Here is a 17989-nt window from a genome sequence, read left to right on the forward strand (position 1 = left end):
CGTGCCCGGCCGCCTCACGCGGCCGGGCACTGCGGTGTCACCCGCTCGCGGCGGCGGCCGGGATCACGAGCGGGGTGACGGGCAGGTTGGCCCGGCCGGTGGTGCCGTGCACGGCGCCGGCCGGGAGCCAGACGCGCACCGCTCCCTGGCCGTTGGGCGTGACCGTGAAGGTCCACGTGGTGCCGGCCGCCCCGATACCGTGCGCGGCCAGGTCGCTCACCGTGCCGCCCGCGACCTGGATGTCCCCGGCGCCGAGCCCGGTCACCTGCTGGTCCAGGGTGAGCGTGACGGGGACGGCCTGCCCTGCGCCGGCGTGGCCGGCGGTGCTGGCCAGGCTCCCGGTCGGGGCGTCGCCCGCGTCGTCGGCCTGACCGCAGATGCCGGTCAGCAGCCGGTCGGCGCGCACGCCGGGGTCGGCGGAGGTGCTCAGCACGTGGCAGCCCACGCCGACGCTCACGGTGAGCCGGCCGTCTTCGGCGGTGGCCCTGGTGGCGCGGCCGTCGACGTACACCGTGCCGCCTGAGGACCCGGCGGTGGCCGGAACTCTGACCGTCGCCGTGGAGTTGCCGGGCACCAGCACGCCGAGGTCGGTACGGCCGGACTGCCGGTGGAAGGCCGTGGCGATCGTCCCCTTGACGGTGGGGGTGCTCACCGAGCCGTACGTCTGGTCGCCCGGCTGCGGGGTGACGGTGAAGGTGCGGTAGCCGGGCGAGGTGGGCGCGATGCCGTACATGTCGCGCGGGATGACGTAGGCGGGGGCGGCCGCCCAGGCGTGCGACCAGGTCATGTTGCTCTTCTGCGCGGGGTCCCACGCCTCCCCGGTCGCACCGGCGCCCAGGTCGATCATGTGCCGCCAGCTGTTCGTGCTGTCGGAGGTGAGCAGGTCCAGGGCGGTCTGGGCGGCGCCCGCCTTGTACAGGCCCTGGAGCAGGAAGCCCGAGCAGTACACGCCGCAGGCCATGCCGCGCGAGGCCAGGTAGGCGGCGACGGCGTCGTACTGCTCCTTGGAGGCCGGCACGCCGAAGGCCGCCGGGAAGGCACTGGCCTGGTCGGCGAAGTGGCCGGTCGGGTTCATGCCCGCGTCGAGGCCGTCGTCGTAGGCGCCCTTGGTCCCGTTCCAGAAGGCCGAGTTGAGCGTGGTCCGCAGGGTGTCGGCGGTCCTGGCGTAGCTCGCCGCGTCGTCGGTCCTGCCGAGCGCGGTGGCCATCGCGGCCATGTCGCGGTAGTTGCTGTACGACAGGGCGTTGACGACGGTGTTGCGCTGGGCGAAGACGTACCCGTCCCGCTGGCTGGCGGGCCAGTCCACGATGGCGTCCGATCCGTCGATGGTGCCGGTCGCGGCGTTGAAGTCCTTGCCGAGCAGCTTGCCGGCCAGCGCCGGGTACATCCGCTCCAGTTGCGCGGTGGAGCCGGTGCGCTGCCAGTTGTCGTAGACCGAGCTGATGACGTACAGCGGCCATTCCCGCGGCCAGGTGCTGTGGTCGGTGAAGTACTCCATGGAGTACTCGCCCAGGGTGGGGTCGCCGCTGAGGTACAGGGCGGCGAGCTGGTGGATGTAGTTGTCGGCCTCGTACGGGCCGCGCTCGCGGGTCCAGGAGTCGGTGTAGAAGTTCTGGTTGGTCGTCTCGACGGTGTTCTTCGACAGCTGCCACACCGAGACGAGGTCGGGGTCGGAGGAGGTGAGCTGGGACTGGCTCTCGTCGAACGGGTAGACCAGGGCGAGCGCCTGGAGGTTGTGCGCGGTGATGGGCACCGGGGAGTTGAGGACGTCCAGGTAGCGGAAGACGCGCATGCCCCAGGTGTCGACGGTCTGGGTGCCGTCGCGCATCGTGACGACGTCCTGGTAGGTGTTGCCGGTGCGGAGCTGGTAGCGGACGGTGCTCGGGTCGGACAGCTCCTCGCCGTAGCGCAGCGTCACCTGCCGTCCGGCGGTGCCGGTGAGGGTGAGGTGGACGCCGCCCTGCCAGGTCTGGCCGAAGTCGACGAGGTAGTTGCCGTTGCCCTTGTCGGTGATCTTCACCGGGGCCCGGCGCTGCTCGGCGACCTTGGCGAAGGGCGTCGGTTCGAGGTCGGCGAAGGGGCTCTTGGCGGTGGCGGCGGACCAGGACGAGTCGTCGAACCCGGGCCGGCCGAAGCCGTCCGGGTAGGCGCTCATCGTGATGTCCTCCTGCGGCGCGCTCCAGTAGCTGGTGCCGATGCTCTTGGCCGAAGGCCACACCGCGGAGCCCGACTCGGCCGTCCAGCCGGGTCCGGTGCCGACGGTCTGGGTGCTGCCGTCGGTGTAGCGGACCACCAGGTACGCCTGGAAACGCTGGTCCTTGGTGGTGTACGCGATCGCCGACAGGGCGTGCGCGCCGCCGGTCCGCAGCGCGGCGGTGACGTCGAAGCCGTCGTAGCGGGTCTCCTTGCCGAAGGACTTGGTGGGCCCGAGCCCGACGAAGTCGCCGTCCAGGTACAGCTTGTAGACGTACTGCTCGGCGGCGTCGAAGGAGGAGCCGGTGGCGAACACGGTCGCCCAGTCGACGGTCTTGCCCGGCTGCAGGGCGACGTCCCGGCGCATCAGCGCCCAGTCGTTCGTGGTGTTGGCGCTCAGGCAGTCCTGGCTGGTGCCGACCACCAGGTGCTGGTCCTGCACCGTGCCGCAGGGGAAGGAGGCGCCGGCGGCGTTGAAGTCGGCGGAGTACAGCACCTTGCCGTTGTCGGCGGGCACCAGGCTGATGACCCTGACGTCGTCGGCGGTGCCCGTCTCGGTGCTGCCGGTGCGGAAGCCGATGCCGCCCTGGGAGTAGGCGGTGTCGGTCCGCGAGTCGACCACCCGGCCGTCGAGGTACGTCGTGAGGGTGGACCCGCGGACCTCGATCGCCACGTCGTGCGTGGTGCCGGGGTCGAGCGCGGCGCCCAGGGGCACGGCCGTGCCCACCTTGAAGCTGCCGCCCGTCTCGACGTGCGGCACCAGGGAGTTGGGGGTGCTGGCGTTCGAAGCCCGGAACTGCCACATGTAGCCGTCGCGGGAGTCCGGGGAGCGGAACTTGATCCCCAACGCCGTTTTGGTGACGGTGAGTCTCACATCGAGGCGGTAGTCGGTCCAGGAGGCGACCGCCGGCGGGGCCGACCAGATGGGCCGGCTGTCACCCCAGGTCTGCCCCGGGCCGGTCCCGAACCGCGCCGGCGACGACCATGCGGTGGGCCTGCCCTGCTCGTCCCAGACGCGCACCCGCCAGGAGTAGCGTTCGGAGGGCTTCAGGGTGCCGCCGGTGTACGGGACGGCGGTGGACGCGTCGGAGGTGATCCGGGAACTGTCCCAGACCACGGGGGCGTTGCCGGCGTCACCGGCGCTGACCTTGATCTCGTAGGCCGTCTGGTGGCCGACCTGCGACTGCCAGCCGAAGTCGGGCCCGCCGGCCTGGTCGACGTCCATCGGTGCGCCGAGCGAGTCGGTCACCAGTCCCGTGGGCGCGCCCGGGCCGGTACCGGTGGCGTCCGCGGCGGCCGGCCCGGCGAAAGGCTGCACCAAGGCGACCGATGCGGCAAGTGCCGTCGTGGCCAGGAGAGATGCCCATCGTCGACGCATCGTCACCCTCCTCCCCTTCTTGAAACGTTTCATTTCCCTGCTTAGTGACGTTACGGAGTACGGAACACGACCGTCAAGACATATGACACGGGACGGGGTCTGAATCGGTTCACGCCATGGGGGACGCCTGGCGGCTTCGGTCGCTCAGTCCTGCGGCTGCGTCACGACCCGCTCGCCCTCGCCATGCGGTTCCTCGAAGGCGGTCAGATAGCGGTGGAACAGCTGCGCGTCCACGGTCACTGAGTTGGGGCCGTCCTCCGCGTTCCGCTGTGCGAGGCGGCGCTCCAGCGTCGCCGGATCAGACTTGAGGTGAACCAACTCCCAGCGGCAGCCGTGGCTTTCGATCAGCGCCTTGTAGTCGTCGCGGGCGGCGCGGCTCCAGAAGCTGTAGTCCACCACGACGTCGCGCCCGGCCCGCATCAACGCGACCAGTTCCTGCCGCTGCTCGCGGCGGACCTCCTCCTTGAGCAGGTCGAACTCCCCCGCCTCCAGCACCAGTCCGGCGTCGCGCCCGCCGAGCCGCTGCCAGACCGCCTCGTCGATCGACAGCCGGACGTAGCCGCGTCGCACGAGCCCGCGCGCGTACGTCGTCTTGCCCGCTCCGGGGAGGCCGCACATCAGCACCACCGTGCTCGTCCGCTGCATCACGGAACCAGGCTAGGCCGCTCCGGCGGAGTGCGGCGGCTGTGCTGCGACGATGGCCGCCGGATCCTGGACGCCGGCCGGCGCCGCGGGCTTCGGCCGACGAGCCCCCTCGCGGGTCCTCAGAGCGGTTTGATGCGGGCCTTGAGCAGGCAGAACTCATTGCCCTCCGGGTCGGCCAGGACGTGCCACGACTCGTCCCCGCTCTGGCCGATGTCGGCCCGGCGGGCACCGAGCGCCAGCAGACGTTCCAGCTCGGCGTCCTGGTCGCGGTCGGTGGGGTTGACGTCGATGTGCAGCCGGGACTTCCCCGGCTCCGGCTCGTCCCTGACGCTGAAGAAGATCGTCGGCTGCGGACCGCCGAACCCTTCCGGCGTCCCGATCTCCACGCAGCCCTCCTCGCGGCCGACCACGACGTAGCCGAGGACGTCGCACCAGAACCGCGCCAGCAGTTCGGGATCGCGGCAGCCGAGCACCAGTTCACCGATACGACATGCCATGAAGAACCTGCTCCCAGTAGGCGGGCCGCGGGGGCCGCGCACGCATCTCGCGGGCTCCCAGCAGCGAGAACGACGTCAGGACCGTACCCGACGGGGCAGGCACGGTAAAGATCATTCCCGTGCCGGGGACCGCCGGCGGGACGGCTCACCGAGGACACCGCACGCGCATACCATCGGCGCATGAGCGATCCGAATCCGATCATCTGGCTGCGGCGCGAGAGAGGGGCGCGCGGACCGGCACCGGCGTACAGCCGTGAGCGGATCGCCGAGGTGGCGATCGCGCTGGCGGACGTCGAGGGCATCGAAGCGGTGACGATGCGGCGCATCGCCAAGGAGCTGGGCACCGGGGCGATGACGCTCTACCGGTACCTGCCGAACAAGGAGGACCTGTACGCCGTGGTCATCGACCAGGCCCTCGGCTTCGAGGCGCAGGAGCCGACCGGGGACGCCCGTGCGGATCTGGCCACGTTCGCCCGCCGGTACCGGGAGACGCTGCGCCGCCACCCCTGGCTGGCGCACGCCATGGCCGGCCGGCCGATCTTGGGCCCCAACATGCTCCGCGCCAACGAGCGCGACCTCGCCCTCGTCGACGGCCGCGGACTGACCATCGACGACATGGTCCACGTCGTGAACCTGATCCGGCGCTGGGTCACGGGTGCCTGCCAGGCCGAGACGGCCGAGCACGAAGCGGCCCTGCGCTCCGGGGAGGATCGCGCGGCCTGGCAGGCGCGGATGGGGCCGTACGTGACGGAACTGGTGGCCGGCGGCCGGTATCCGTACCTGGAGCGGTTGGTGAAGGAGGCCCGGCACGCCGGTCACGACGAGCAGTTCGAGGCCGGCCTCGCCATCCTGCTGGACGGCGTGGAGACCCGCTTCCCGGCCCTGTCCGCCCCGCGTTGACGCCGCGCTCCGCGGCGCGGGTTCACAGGCCGGAGCGGGCGAAGCGCCGGACCGAGAGCGGAACGAAGACCGCCAGCAGCACCGCGGCCCACAACAGGGTCGCGGTCAGCGGGTGGGCGAGCGGCCAGGACGCGTCCGCGGCAGGGACCCCGGGGTTGCCGAACAGCTTCCGGCACGCGGCGACCGCCGCACTGATCGGGTTCCACTCGCAGACCGCGCGCAGCCAGGCCGGCATGCCGTCCGTCGGCACGAACGCGTTGGACAGCATGCTCAGCGGCAGGGTGAGGGGCGACAGCGCGTCGGCCGTCTGCTCCGACGGCAGCAGCAGCCCCAGGTACGTACCGACCCAGGACATCGTGCAGCGGAAGAGGACCAGGACGCCGACCGCGGCCGCGGCGCGTCCGAGGCCGCCGTGCACCCCCCAGCCGACCGCCAGCCCGCAGGCCAGCAGGACGGCCAGTCCGAACAGGCCCGTGACGGCGTCCGCGCCCGTCTGGCCGACCGGCACCGCCGTACGGGAGGTGGGCATCGAGCGCAGCCGGTCGGTCACCCCGCGGGTCCGGTCGGCGGCGACGTCCACCATCGCCGAGGACAGCGCGAACATGCCGGTCATCACGAACAGGCCGGGCATGAGGTACTCGCGGTAGTTCCCGCCGCCCGGCACCTGGATGGCGCTGCCGAAGACGTAGCCGAAGAGGACGACCATGACCGCGGGCATCACCAGCATCGCGACGAGGGTGCCGGGCTGATGCCGCAGTTGGAGGAGCTTGCGCTCGACCAGGGTGAGACTGTCCGCCACGACGGTCACGCCGCTGCCTCCTGCTTCCCGCCCTGCCCGGGCGCTTCGTCGTACCGCCGCCGAACGGGCTGCTCCGCGGGCCGGCCGGTGAGGGTGAGGAAGACGTCGTCGAGGCTGGGCCGGCGGACGCCGACGTCCTGGAGGGCCACCCCGGCAGCGTCGAGTGCGCGCACGATCTGCGGCACCGACGGCGCCGTGCCGTGGACGCCCGTGACGATGCGCAGGTCGTCGGCCCGCGGCTGTCCTCCGGTCATCCGCGCGAGGACGGCGCCGGCCGCCGCGAGGTCGTCCTCGCTGCCCACCTCGACATCGACGTGGCTGCCGATCCGCGCCTTGAGCTGGGCCGGGGTGCCCTCGGCGATCACCTTCCCGCGGTCGATCACGGCCACGGCAGCGGCGAGTTGGTCGGCCTCCTCGAGGTACTGGGTGGTGAGCAGCACGGTCGTGCCGGCCGCGACCACCTCGCGGACGACGGCCCAGATCTCCCGGCGGCTGCGCGGGTCGAGTCCGGTGGTGGGCTCGTCGAGGAAGAGGACGGACGGCGCGCGCAGCAGGCTGGCGACCAGGTCGATGCGCCGCCGCATGCCACCGGAGTAGGTGCTCACCTGCCGGTCGGCGGCCTCGGTGAGCGCGAACCGCTCCAGCAGTTCCGCGGCGCGCCGCCGGGCGCCGCGCCGGCCCAGCCGGGCCAACTGGCCGAAGATCCGCAGGTTCTCGCGGCCCGTCAGCTTCTCGTCCATGGCCGCGTGCTGCCCGGCCAGCCCGATGACCTCGCGGACCTTGCCCGGGTGTTCGCCGACGTCGAAGCCGGCGACGGCTGCGCGCCCGGCTGTGGGGCGGGTCAGCGTGCTGAGGATCCGGACGGCGGTGCTCTTGCCCGCGCCGTTCGGTCCGAGCAGCCCGTAGACCGTGCCGGGCGGCACGGCCAGGTCCAGGCCGGCCAGCGCTTCGACGTCACCGAAGCGTTTGCGCAGGCCCTGTGCCGACACGATGGGTGAGTCCACGTCTCCTCCACGTCCCCAGAAAATGAGTACTACGTACGCTGTTTGACTGTACGTAAGTGAGTACGGTGTACGCAACTTTCTCAGCGGGGGTGGTGGCCGAGCGTCCCGAGGGGCCAGTTCACGGTCAGCCAGGTCGTGACGGCCGCGTGCAGGGGCGCGTCCAGTTCGGCTCGGTCGGCTCTGACCCAGGAGCGGACGTCGGCGTCATGGTCGTCGCTGCGGGAACGGTAGATGTAGACGCAGCCGATCACCTCGCCGTTGCCGGTGTCGATGACGGTGTAGGTGAATCCGCGGCGCCGGGCGAAGTCGTCCGCGTGGCGCTGCAGATCGGCGAGGTTCGCGTCCAGGGTCATCCCGTCCGGCGGAGGCCATCCCCGGCCCTGGAAGCCCGGGGTCGCGCGGATGTGCTCGATGCTGCTGGTCCAGGCGGCGTGGTCGGCGGCGTTGTGCTGGGGCCCCAGAGGCTCCAGACGGAAGCGCGGGGTGATCAGCTCCGTGGGGACGGCGAAGTCGTCGGGGACGAGCGCGGGGTCGGTCATGGGCCGAGGCTACGAGGCAGGACTCACCGGCTGCACCTGGATGGGCAGGGCGCGGCGGGCGTGCCGGCGGGGCGTGCGGCTCGCCCCGGCGATCGGCTGCGGCGGGGGCGGCCGCTACCCCGACGTCCGCAGCACGTCGGCGATGTTGGCGCGGTAGGTCCGCAACTGGCGCAGGGCGGTGGTGTAGCCGGCGCGGTGCCGGGCGATGTCGGCGGTCTGCTGCTCCGCCTTCACGCTGCGCCAGAGGTCGACGGTGTGGTGGCGGATCTTGCAGAGGACGTCGGCAACGGCGGTGTCCCTCTCCCGCTGGGAGTGCTGGGTGTTGCCGTCGCTGCCTCGCTGCCAGGCGTGGTCGGTGTATGCCGCGGCGGGATCCGGGTAGCGGGTGAAGCCCTGGTCCGCCACGCAGCGGGACCACGCGTCCCAGGCGGCACGCAGGCGCGGGTCACGCGCGACCGCCTTGTCGACCTCGACCGCCCGGGTGCTCGCGTACAGCCAGTTCTGCGCGTCTATACCGCGCATCAGCCGCCGGTTCGCCCGGTCGTTGCAGGCGGGCAGGTCCGCGAACTCCACGGCGGTCATCCGGCGGCCCTGGGGCTCCGCGACGGCAGACTTGCCGGCGGGGTCCCACCCGTAGCCCCAGCGCCGCGCGGCGTCGAGATCGACGGCCCCGTAGCTCGTGGCGACCGAGACGACGACGAGGGGGTCCGTGGGGTAGCGCGGATCGAGCGGGAAGTCCGGGTGGCCGCGCCCCGCCATGCACTGCCGGACGAGCAACGCCGCTGCCCGCTCGGCCTGTTGGGCGTCCTGGGGCGTGGCCTGGTAGCGGTCGGCGGGGAGGGGCCCGTCTTCCGAGACCGTTCGCGGCTGTTCCGGCACTTCGGAGCCGGAGGCGCAGATCGCCGCCAGCACTGCCACCCCCGCCACGGCGCCCAGCCGCCACCCCCGCGTCCCCATGCCGACAGATGCTAGCGGGCGGCGAGTTCAGGGCCCTGCACGGCGCCGGCGGTCCCGGGCCCACGGTCCTGGCCGCAGGAGCGGCCGCGGGCTTCGGTTGCCCGGGGGGCGGCCTGCCTACACTGTGACGGCCGCCACCGGGCGGCCCCAGCCAGCGGGTGAGGTGCAGGCGACACGTGAGCGAGAGCGAGACCGCAGAGTTCGGCGGCGGGCGGACGGGCCGGGCGGACCTGCCCCCGGCGGACCTGCCGCAGCCGACCGCACCCCCCACCACGTCGGCGCGGGCGACGCAGGCGCAGGCGACGCACGACCAGGCAACGCACGCGCAGGCGACGCAGACCCCGGCGCCACCGGCCAAGCGCCGGCGCAGCGCGTCGATGGCGGACGTGGCGAAGCTCGCCGGGGTGTCGGCGCAGACGGTGTCCCGCGTCTCCAACGGGTCGACGGGGGTCGTGGACTCCACCCGCCGGCAGGTCCTGGCCGCGATGAAGGAACTCGGCTACCGGCCCAACAGCGCGGCCCGTGCTCTCAAGAGCGGCGAGTTCCGCACGATCGGCGTCATCCTGTTCAACCTCTCCACCATCGGCAACGTCCGCACGCTGGAGGCCGTCGCCGCCTCGGCCGCGGAGGAGGGCTACGCCATCACCCTGCTCCCGGTGGCCGTGCCCACCCAGGACGGCGTGCGCGGCGCCTTCACCCGCCTGGGAGAGCTGGCCGTCGACGGCATCATCATCCTGATGGAGGCCCACCTGCTGGACGCCGCCACGGTGGCGCTGCCGCCCCGCGCCCACGTGGTCGTGGTCGACTCCAACGCCGGCGACCGCTACTGCGTGGTGGACACCGACCAGGCGGGCGGCGCCCGCGCCGCGGTCCAGCACCTCCTGCACCTCGGCCACGACACGGTGTGGCACGTCGCCGGGCCGGCCGACTCCTACTCCGCCGAACGCCGCGTGGACGCCTGGCAGTCCGCGCTGCGGGCCCGCCGCCGGGAGGTGCCCGAGCCCCTCCACGGTGACTGGACCGCCGAGTCCGGCTACCAGGCCGGACTCCGGCTGGCCCGCGAACCGCAGTGCACCGCCGTGTTCGCCGCCAACGACCAGATGGCACTGGGTGTTCTGCGGGCCCTGCACGAACAGGGGCGGCGGGTGCCGGAGGACGTCAGCGTCGTGGGGTTCGACGACATTCCGGAGGCCGCGGCCTTCCTGCCGCCGCTGACCACGGTCCACCAGGACTTCCCCGAGGTCGGCCGGCGCTGCGTCGCGCAGTTGCTGCGGCAGATCCGCAACGACGAGGAGGAAATCGGCACGGCGCTGGTGCCCACCTCCCTCGTCGTCCGCGCCAGCACCGCCGCGCCGCCCGGCCTCGGTTGACCGCCGCCGTGCCCATCGGTCGGTCCTCCTGCTCGCGCGCTGCGCGGCCGATCCGTCGCCGCGCCGTGTGCGCCGCGGAGGCAGGGCCTTGTCGCGCCGGGGATCGGACCCCCATCATGTTTGCGTGAACACGGAGGAACGGAACCGGGACGCGGGGCGGATGCCCGCCGGACTGGTTGCACTCGGGCTCGGCAGCTTCGGGATCGGCCTGACGGAGTTCGTCATCGCGGGACTGCTGCCGCAGGTCGGCAGCGGCCTGAACGTCTCGGAGGCCGCGGCCGGCTGGCTGATCTCGGGGTACGCCCTGAGCGTGGCCATCGGCGCGATCGTGCTGACCGCGGCCACCACGGGCCTGCACCGCAAGGCCGTCCTGGTCGGCCTGGTCGCCCTGTTCGTCGCCGGCAACCTGCTGACCGCGCTCGCCCCCACCTACACCGTGGCCATGCTCGGCCGGATCGTGGCGGCGCTGTGCCACGGCTCGTTCTTCGGCATCGGCTCGCTCGTGGCCCGCCGGATGGTGCCGCCGGAACGGGCCTCGCGCGCGGTCGCCGTGATGTTCGCCGGTCTGACCGTCGCCAACGTGCTCGGCGTGCCGTTCGGCGCCCTGATCGGCGAGCGCTGGGGGTGGCGTGCCACGTTCTGGGCGATCACCGGGATCGGGATGCTGGCCATGGCCGCCCTCGCGGTGTGGGTGCCGGCCTGGGCGGGCGCGGTGGACGCGGACCACCGCGCGGCCGGCCTGCGTCCCCAGCTGCACGCCTTCCGCTCCTCGCAGGTCTGGCTGACGCTCGGGGCCACCGCGCTCGGATACGGCGGCATGTTCGGGGCGTTCAGCTACATCGCCTACACCTTCACCGAGGTCGCCGGATTCTCCACCGACGACGTCGCGTGGCTGCTCGTGGTCTACGGATGCGGGCTGGTGGCCGGGAACGTCGCCGGAGGGCGGGGGGCCGACCGCGACCGGGACCGCACGCTGCTGGTGTCCCTGGCCGGACTGGCCGCCACACTCGCGGTGTTCGGCCTGCTCGCCGACGAGCGGATCGCGTCGGTGGTCCTGGTCTTCCTGATGGGCGTCTTCGGCTTCGCGAGCGTCCCCGGCATGATCACCCGCGTCACCGACGCGGCCGGCGGCGCCCCGCTGGCCGCCAGCGCCAACGTCTCGGCCTCCAACGTCGGCAACGCGCTGGGCGCCTGGCTCGGCGGCCTCGCCATCAGCGCCGGCCTCGGGTACCGCTCCCCGCTCTACGTCGGCGCCGCGATCGTCACCCTCGGCCTCGCCGTCATGGTCGTCACCGCCCGCACCGCACCGGCCCGGTTGACCGCCACGGCCCCGCCGGCCGGTCACGCCCCGCGCGCCGAGGACCACGTGCCGGCCGCGAACCGCTAGCCGCGGTCCCCGCAGTGGTGGAAGCGGCCGGGCGTCACGCCTTCTCGGGGGCGAGCCAGGCGAGGGCCGCGACGGTCAGGGCGGTGATGCCGGTGTCCAGGGTGGGCTGGAGGACGGGGGCGAACGTGGGCGAGTGGTTGACGGGGATGTCCCGGTTGACGGTGCCGTTGCGCTCGGCCTCGGCGTAGCGGTCGGGGTCGGTGCCGCCGATGGCCCAGTAGCAGAAGGGGACGCCCAGCGCCCCGGGGATGTCGCTGAAGTCCTCGCTGGCGGTCTGCAGTTCCACGGTTCCGGCGGCCTCGCCGAAGTGCGCGCGGAACGAGCGGTCGAGCCGCTCCGCGGTGTCCGGGTCGTTGACCGTCGGCGGGAAGGTCGTCAGGGTCTCCACGTCGGGTTCCCGCGGGGCCGCGGAGGCGTCGGACTCGGCGCGGGCGATCCTGCGGACCGCCTCCAGGATGTGGTCGCGGGTCCGGTCGTCGTAGCTGCGGACGTTGAGTTCCAAGGTGGCCGTGTCCGGGATGACGTTCGGGCTGGCACCCGCGCGGATGCTGCCGACGGTCAGCACGGCGGGGGTCGTCGGCGGCAGTTCGCGGGACACGACGGTCTGCAGCCGGACCACGCACATCGCGGCGATCACCACCGGATCCACCGCTGCCTGGGGCATCGAGCCGTGCGCGCCGCGGCCGTGGAAGGTGATCCGCAGGCTGTCCGCCGCGCTCAGGAACGCCCCGGACCGCACGCCGACGAACCCCGCGGGGTACGGCAGCACGTGCTGGGCCAGGGCGACGTCCGGGTGCGGGATGCGGTCCGCCAGGCCGTCGGCCAGCATCGCGCGGGCGCCGTCGCCGTTCTCCTCCGACGGCTGGAAGAGCACCACCGTGGTTCCCTGCCAGACGCCGTCCGCCTGCGCCATCAGCCGCGCGAACCCCAGCAGGCAGGACACGTGCACGTCGTGGCCGCAGGCGTGCATGACGGGCACGTCGTCCCCGGAGCGGTCGGCGGTGGCCGTCGACGCGTAAGGCAGGCCGGTCGCCTCCTTCACCGGCAGGGCGTCCATGTCCGCGCGCAGCAGCACGGTGGGGCCGGAGCCGCGGGCGAGCACGCCGACGACGCCGGTACCGCCGATGCCGTCGGTGACCTCGTAGCCCCAGGACCGCAGCCGGTCCGCGACCCCGGCCGAGGTGCGGGTCTCCGCGAATCCCAGTTCGGGGTGCGCGTGGAGGTCGCGGTAGTAGTCCTCCACGTCCGTCCTGATGCCGTCCAGGCCGGCCAGCACCGCGTCACTCGCCTTCGTCATGCCGCTGCTCCTCGTCGTGTCGCTGCTCCTGGTCGCGCGGCTGCTCCTGCTCCGCCGACTGCTCCTCGTCGCCGGGGGGTTGCGCGCCGTCCGGTCTCCCGCCCCTGGTGCGCGCGCGGACGTGGCCGAGCGCCTTGCCCGGCTCCATCGGCAGGCCGCCGGGCAGCTGCCAGCCCCGGCGCGTGGCGACGAGCCGCAGCAGCACCCCGCCCAGGACGCCGAGGATGATGCCCAGCGTGGGCACTCCCTGGTCGGCGCACAGGATGTACAGGCCCGAGACGGCGATCGCGACCGTCGCGTACAGCCCGTTGCCCCCCAGCACCGCGGGCACCCGGCGCAGCAGCACGTCGCGCACCGCTCCCCCGCCCACCGCCGTGAGCGTGCCGATGAGCACGGCGGGCAGCCAGGCCAGCCCGACCGAAAGGGTCCGCTGCGCGCCCGCGATGGCCCAGAAGCTCAGCACTGCGGCGTCCAGGTAGAGGAAGAGGCGGTTCCACTGCTCCTCGCCGAAGGTGAAGAGGAACGCGAGGAACGCGCCGGCGAACGCGGTCGGAAGGTAGGCACCGTCGGTGAGCGCCACCGGCGTGCCGTGCTGGAGCAGCGTGTCGCGGATGATGCCGCCGCCCAGACCCGACACGGTGCCGACGACCAGGTAGCCGAAGAGGTCGAGCCCCTCCGCCCGGGCGACCGCACCGCCGAGCAGCCCGCAGATGGCCACACCGGCGAGGTCGAGGTAGTGCGTGACGAGGCTGACGTCCGACGGGGAAAGCACCTGTGACACGCATACTCCCGCCTGGTCCCCATCCACGCGTCTCACGGCGGACAGCCTGCGCCTCGGCCTCACACCTCGCGGAGGCCGCCGGCGCCGGCCCGGTCGCCGACCCGCCGCCCCGCCGTGGAGCCGTGCGCCCAACAGCGTGCCTCCTCCGCTCCGGCTTGCCAATCAGGCACGCCGGAACGGCTCCGTGCGAGGTCACCGGGCCGCGCGGACATTACGCGCGGCATCCGGCCGGCCGGTTCCGGCTGGTGCGCCGTCAGGTCATGGGCCAGGTGTCGCAGACCTGCTCCAGGCGCCGGTACGCGTCGTCGAACCAGGCGTCGGCGAGGGGCACGGTCACCGTCACGCCCGTCAGGGACGCGGAGTGGTCCTTGACTGTGACCTGGCAGCGGTCCTCGCCGTCCGCGTCGCGATCGATGTACAGGCACGGGACGGGCTGCCCGGCGCACCAGGCGATGTCCCCTCCCGCGTCGAGCGCGTCCAGGCACTCCTGCCACTCCCGCAGGTCCCCGGGGGCGAGCAGGGTCGTGAGGGTGCCCCGGACGAAGGGCGTGTCGACCATGTACTCGGCGGCGAGGGAACCGGTCGGGGCCGTCCCCTCCCCTACTGCCGGCCCGGTGATCCGGAGGACGACGCTGCTGCCGTTCCCCTCCAGGCGGATCAGGTCGATCGGTTCCTCTGCCATCGGTGCCCCTCCCGGCTCGCGCGTCCTGGCCCCTCCCGGCTCGCGCGTCGTGCCGCAGACTAGACGCCCGCACCGGCACCGTCCGTCGCGGGTCCCGGTGCACCGCGGCGGGGCCCGCGGCCGCGACCGGCAGAATGTGTCCCCGGGCCGGGCGGGCAAGGACGGTGAACGGAGGCGGAGATGAGTGCTGCGGCACGTGCGGGCACCTCGGATCGCGACGGCGCCGGCGCAGGCGGGGAGACCCGGACGCCCGGGGAAGCCCTCGCGCCGCACGTCGCCCGCGCGCGCCAGGACCTCCCGCCGCGTCAGGACACCGCGCAAGGTCGGGACTCCGCGGAGGGCCGGGACGCCCCGCCGCGTCGGGGAGCCCCCGCGGGCCGGGACGGCACCGCGCGCCGTGCCGGGCTCGGCGTCCCCCGCCTCGTCGGCCGCGACCGCGACCTCGCCCTGCTCGACCGCGCCCTGGACGAGCGGCCGGGGCTCGTGGCCGTCGCGGGCGAGGCGGGCATCGGCAAGACCCGGCTGGTGGCCGAACTCCTGCGGCGGCGCGGGGAGACAGCCCTGGTGGCGGTGTGCCTGCCGTTCCGGGAGCCGTACACGCTCGGCCCCGTCGTCGACGGTGTCCGCGCCCTGGCCGACAACGTTGCCGACCTCCATCTCACCGGGCTGGCCGGGGCACTTCGGCCGGTCTTCCCGGAGTGGGCCGGTCAACTGCCGCCCGCTCCCGAGCCGTTGCCCGACGCCACGGCGGCCCGGCACCGCCTGCTCCGCGCGCTCGTCGAGCTGATCGACGGGCTCGGCGTCGGGCTGCTCGTGGTGGAGGACGCGCACTGGGCGGACGAGACGACGCTGGAACTGCTGCTGTTCCTGCGGGCGCGGCGGGCGCGCCCGCGCCTGGTCCTCACCTACCGGCCCGAGGACGTCCGGCCGGAGTCGCTGCTGCGCCGCGTCGTCGCGCAGACCGGTGTCACCCGGCTGGAACCGGGGCCCATGGACACCGCGGGGACTGCGGACCTGGTGTCCTCGATGCTCGGCGGGGAGCCGGTCTCCGCGGAGTTCGCCGAGTTCCTCCACCGCCGCACGGACGGGCTGCCGCTGGCGATCGAGGAGTGCGTCCGGCTGCTGTACGACCGCGCCGACCTGGTGTGCGAGGACGGCGCCTGGCTGCGGCGCGACGTCGCGGAGCTGGACGTCCCGCCCAGCATCCGGGACGCCGTCCTGGAGCGGACCTCGCGCCTGGCGCCCGCGGCCGGCGCGGTCCTCGGCGCGCTCGCCGTCCTCGAAGGGCAGCGGCCGCCGGCCCTGGTCGCCGAGGTCGCCGCCGTGTCCGCGCAGGAGGCGGAGAGCGGGCTGGCCGAGGCCCTCGCCGGCGGGCTGCTGCAGGAGGACCGCGACGCCCGCGTGGGCTTCCGGCACGGGCTGGCCGCGCGCAGCGTCCACCACGCCCTCGGCGCGATGGAGCGCGGCCGGCTGCACCTGCGCGCCGGGGAGGCGCTCGAACGGCAGCCGGTGCGCCGCGCCGCCGAACTGGCCCGGCACTTCAGGGAGGCCGGCGACCGCGACCGCTGGGCGGCGTACGCCGAGCAGGCGGCGGACCAGGCGATCTCGTCGGGCGACCCGCGCAGCGCGTTCGCCCTGCTCCTGGACGTCCTCACCGGTCGGGCCGCCCGGGGAGCGGCGGTGGCCCGCCTGGTGCAGCGCATGCCGATGTACGCCGCTCCCGGCAACCCGCCGCTGCGCGAACTCGTCACCGTGCTCCGCGAGGCCGCCGGCGCGGCGGTCACGCCGGGGGAGCGGACGGAGGCCACCTGGCAACTGGCCCGGCTGATGTTCCACCTCGGCGACGTGGAGGCCGCCTCGGACGAGATGGAGCGGATCGTGCCCGCGCTGGTCCGGGACCGGCCGGTCGCCGCGGTACGCGCGATGATGATGCTCGCCCGCCCGCAGGCCACCGCCCGTCCGGCCGCGCAGCACCGCGCCTGGCTGGAGCGTGCGGGGCGGCTCGTCGAGGCCCCGCCGGGCCCGCCGCCCGAGGCCCGGCTCTCCTTCCTCATGGACCGCGCCGCCACGCTCCTGGTGCTCGGCGACCCCGCCGGCTGGACGGCGGCGCGCGAGCTGCCGTCCGGCGGGCGGTCCCCCGGCGAACTGCTGCAGCGCGCCAGGGGCCTGGCCAACCTCGGCGAGGCGGCGATGCTGTGGGGACGGTACGACGAGGCGCGGCGGCATCTCGACGTGGCCGCCGCCCTGGCCCGGCAGCACCACCATCTGCGCCTGCTCGACCTCGTCGGGGCGACCCTCGCCCATCTCGACTGGCTCACCGCGGGCCGGCCGGAGCCGCGGCGGTGGGCGGTCGCGGCCCTGGACACCGACGAGGCCGTGCTGCGCGCCGACGCGCTGCTGCTGCTCGGGCTGCTCGACACCGCGCGCGGCGACCACGGGCGGGCGCTGGAGCGGGTGCACGCCGCGATCGCGGTCGGGCGCCCACGCGGCCCCGTGGACGGCTCGCGCGATCCGTCCGCGGTGCTGGCCCGGGTGGCGCTCGCCGCCGGCCGGCCCGAGGAGGCGCGGGCCGCCACCGACGACGCCTGGCGGATCGTCGAGGCCAAGCACCTCTGGCTGTGGGCCGCCGAGCTGGCGCCGCTGCGGATCCGCGCGCTGCTCGACACCGGGTGCCCGGCACAGGCCCGGCGTGCGGCCGAGGACTTCGCCGCGGGCACCCGCGGCCTGGACGCGCCGATGGCGGCGGCGGCCCGCCGGCAGGCCGCGGCCCTGCTCGCCCGCGCCGACGGCGAACCCGGCGCGGCCGCCGAGCGGTTCGAGGAGGCGGCCGCGGCCTGGGCCGCGCTGCCGCGCCCCTACGACGCCCTGCTGGCCCGGGAGGCGGCGGCCGGCTGCCGCCTCGCCGCGGGCGAACGGGACCGCGCGGTGGGCGAGTTCCGGGTGGTCTTCGACGGCCTCACGGCGCTCGGCGCGACCGGGGACGCGGACCGGGTGCGGCGCGCCCTCGCCGACGAGGGGGTGCGGGTCGGCGCGCGGGTGGGCAGGCCGGGCTACGGCGACCGGCTCTCGCCGCGCGAACTCGACGTGGTGCGGCTGCTGGTGGAGGGGCGGACCAGCGCGCAGATCGCCCGCGTCCTCGGGCTCTCGCCGCGCACCGTCGAGAAGCACGTGCACTCCGCGATGCGCAAGCGGAACGCGCCCTCGCGCACCGCGCTCGCCGTCGCGGCGGTGGAGTCCGGTGACGTTCCGCCGCCCGGCAGCGCCCCGAAGCACGGCCAGTTGACGGAGTAGTCGCAGCAAGGGCCGCGAGTTTCCCGGGTAGTTCTGCGCATTGTCGGCTGCCGCCCGCCCGGCGTTCACTGCTTGCTCCGGGACAGAAACGGAGCAGCCGCCATGACCTCTGGCAACGGCGCCGAACCCGCCGGCGGAGAGCCGCCGGGGGGGGGGGCGCCCCGCCCCCCCCCCCCCCGGGGGGGGGGGCCCCCCGCGCCCCCCGCCCCCCCCGCGCCCCCCCCCGGGGCCGGGGGGGGGCGCGCCCCCCCCGCCGCCCCCCCCCGCCC

14 protein-coding genes are annotated in these 17989 nt (G+C 74.3%); 4 read left to right on the forward strand and 10 right to left on the reverse strand.

What is annotated here, in order from left to right:
* Positions 1-37: 37 nt before the first annotated feature.
* The 3 genes from ACH4TG_RS28990 to ACH4TG_RS29000 all read right to left on the reverse strand — a co-directional run bounded on the left by ACH4TG_RS28990 (position 38) and on the right by ACH4TG_RS29000 (position 4713).
* Positions 38-3571 (reverse strand): family 78 glycoside hydrolase catalytic domain, encoded by a 3534-nt coding sequence (locus tag ACH4TG_RS28990; RefSeq protein ID WP_398245497.1) that lies wholly within the window; start codon positions 3569-3571, stop codon positions 38-40.
* Positions 3572-3715: 144 nt separating this feature from the next.
* Positions 3716-4216, reverse strand: coding sequence for an AAA family ATPase (locus ACH4TG_RS28995; protein ID WP_398245581.1), 501 nt, complete (start codon positions 4214-4216; stop codon positions 3716-3718).
* Positions 4217-4335: 119 nt separating this feature from the next.
* Positions 4336-4713, reverse strand: coding sequence for a VOC family protein (locus ACH4TG_RS29000; protein WP_398245498.1), 378 nt, complete (start codon positions 4711-4713; stop codon positions 4336-4338).
* A gap of 180 nt (positions 4714-4893) precedes the next feature.
* On the opposite strand from ACH4TG_RS29000, the gene ACH4TG_RS29005 reads away from it, so the two are divergent.
* Complete coding sequence (locus tag ACH4TG_RS29005; protein WP_398245499.1) at positions 4894-5613, forward strand: TetR/AcrR family transcriptional regulator; 720 nt, start codon at positions 4894-4896, stop codon at positions 5611-5613.
* A 22-nt stretch (positions 5614-5635) separates the two neighbouring features.
* Here ACH4TG_RS29005 and ACH4TG_RS29010 read toward each other — a convergent pair whose 3' ends face one another.
* From ACH4TG_RS29010 to ACH4TG_RS29025, 4 genes are all read right to left on the reverse strand, one after another.
* Positions 5636-6421, reverse strand: a complete 786-nt coding sequence (locus tag ACH4TG_RS29010) for an ABC transporter permease (RefSeq protein ID WP_398245500.1) — start codon at positions 6419-6421, stop codon at positions 5636-5638.
* Entirely contained in the window at positions 6418-7416 is a 999-nt protein-coding gene (locus tag ACH4TG_RS29015) for an ATP-binding cassette domain-containing protein (RefSeq protein WP_398245501.1), read from the reverse strand. The genes ACH4TG_RS29010 and ACH4TG_RS29015 overlap by 4 nt, the downstream gene beginning before the upstream one ends.
* A gap of 80 nt (positions 7417-7496) precedes the next feature.
* The gene (locus ACH4TG_RS29020; protein ID WP_398245502.1) at positions 7497-7955 is read right to left on the reverse strand and encodes a GNAT family N-acetyltransferase; all 459 of its coding nucleotides are present in this window, start codon (positions 7953-7955) and stop codon (positions 7497-7499) included.
* Positions 7956-8069: 114 nt separating this feature from the next.
* Complete coding sequence (locus ACH4TG_RS29025; RefSeq protein ID WP_398245503.1) at positions 8070-8912, reverse strand: hypothetical protein; 843 nt, start codon at positions 8910-8912, stop codon at positions 8070-8072.
* 377 nt (positions 8913-9289) lie between these two features.
* Between ACH4TG_RS29025 and ACH4TG_RS29030 the strand changes: the two genes are divergently transcribed.
* Both ACH4TG_RS29030 and ACH4TG_RS29035 read left to right on the forward strand, forming a co-directional pair.
* Positions 9290-10282, forward strand: a complete 993-nt coding sequence (locus tag ACH4TG_RS29030; RefSeq protein WP_398245582.1) for a LacI family DNA-binding transcriptional regulator — start codon at positions 9290-9292, stop codon at positions 10280-10282.
* Positions 10283-10442: 160 nt separating this feature from the next.
* Positions 10443-11669, forward strand: a complete 1227-nt coding sequence (locus tag ACH4TG_RS29035) for an MFS transporter (protein ID WP_398245583.1) — start codon at positions 10443-10445, stop codon at positions 11667-11669.
* Between the two features lie 34 nt (positions 11670-11703).
* On the opposite strand, the gene ACH4TG_RS29040 is transcribed toward ACH4TG_RS29035, so the two are convergent.
* The 3 genes from ACH4TG_RS29040 to ACH4TG_RS29050 form a co-directional block, all read right to left on the reverse strand.
* Positions 11704-12966 (reverse strand): amidohydrolase, encoded by a 1263-nt coding sequence (locus tag ACH4TG_RS29040; RefSeq protein ID WP_398245504.1) that lies wholly within the window; start codon positions 12964-12966, stop codon positions 11704-11706.
* On the reverse strand, positions 12950-13747 hold the full coding sequence (locus ACH4TG_RS29045; RefSeq protein ID WP_398245505.1) for a trimeric intracellular cation channel family protein: 798 nt from the start codon (positions 13745-13747) through the stop codon (positions 12950-12952). Before ACH4TG_RS29045 ends, ACH4TG_RS29040 begins: the two co-directional genes overlap by 17 nt.
* Before the next feature lie 253 nt (positions 13748-14000).
* Positions 14001-14429, reverse strand: coding sequence for a DUF5959 family protein (locus tag ACH4TG_RS29050; RefSeq protein ID WP_398245506.1), 429 nt, complete (start codon positions 14427-14429; stop codon positions 14001-14003).
* 180 nt (positions 14430-14609) lie between these two features.
* On the opposite strand from ACH4TG_RS29050, the gene ACH4TG_RS29055 reads away from it, so the two are divergent.
* Positions 14610-17720: an ATP-binding protein gene (locus ACH4TG_RS29055; protein WP_398245507.1), complete on the forward strand. Its 3111-nt coding sequence runs from the start codon at positions 14610-14612 to the stop codon at positions 17718-17720.
* The last annotated feature ends 269 nt before the right edge of the window (positions 17721-17989 follow it).

Origin of the sequence: Streptomyces sp. NPDC020917, assembly GCF_044333795.1 — a bacterium.
GTDB lineage: Bacteria > Actinomycetota > Actinomycetes > Streptomycetales > Streptomycetaceae > Actinacidiphila.

Coding starts and splice junctions, on each gene's coding strand:
- ACH4TG_RS28990 (WP_398245497.1), bottom strand. CDS start 3,571: ATGCGTCGACGATGGGCATCTCTCCTGGCCACGACGGCACTTGCCGCA.
- ACH4TG_RS28995 (WP_398245581.1), bottom strand. CDS start 4,216: ATGCAGCGGACGAGCACGGTGGTGCTGATGTGCGGCCTCCCCGGAGCG.
- ACH4TG_RS29000 (WP_398245498.1), bottom strand. CDS start 4,713: ATGGCATGTCGTATCGGTGAACTGGTGCTCGGCTGCCGCGATCCCGAA.
- ACH4TG_RS29005 (WP_398245499.1), top strand. CDS start 4,894: ATGAGCGATCCGAATCCGATCATCTGGCTGCGGCGCGAGAGAGGGGCG.
- ACH4TG_RS29020 (WP_398245502.1), bottom strand. CDS start 7,955: ATGACCGACCCCGCGCTCGTCCCCGACGACTTCGCCGTCCCCACGGAG.
- ACH4TG_RS29025 (WP_398245503.1), bottom strand. CDS start 8,912: ATGGGGACGCGGGGGTGGCGGCTGGGCGCCGTGGCGGGGGTGGCAGTG.
- ACH4TG_RS29030 (WP_398245582.1), top strand. CDS start 9,290: ATGGCGGACGTGGCGAAGCTCGCCGGGGTGTCGGCGCAGACGGTGTCC.
- ACH4TG_RS29035 (WP_398245583.1), top strand. CDS start 10,443: ATGCCCGCCGGACTGGTTGCACTCGGGCTCGGCAGCTTCGGGATCGGC.
- ACH4TG_RS29040 (WP_398245504.1), bottom strand. CDS start 12,966: ATGACGAAGGCGAGTGACGCGGTGCTGGCCGGCCTGGACGGCATCAGG.
- ACH4TG_RS29050 (WP_398245506.1), bottom strand. CDS start 14,429: ATGGCAGAGGAACCGATCGACCTGATCCGCCTGGAGGGGAACGGCAGC.
- ACH4TG_RS29055 (WP_398245507.1), top strand. CDS start 14,610: ATGAGTGCTGCGGCACGTGCGGGCACCTCGGATCGCGACGGCGCCGGC.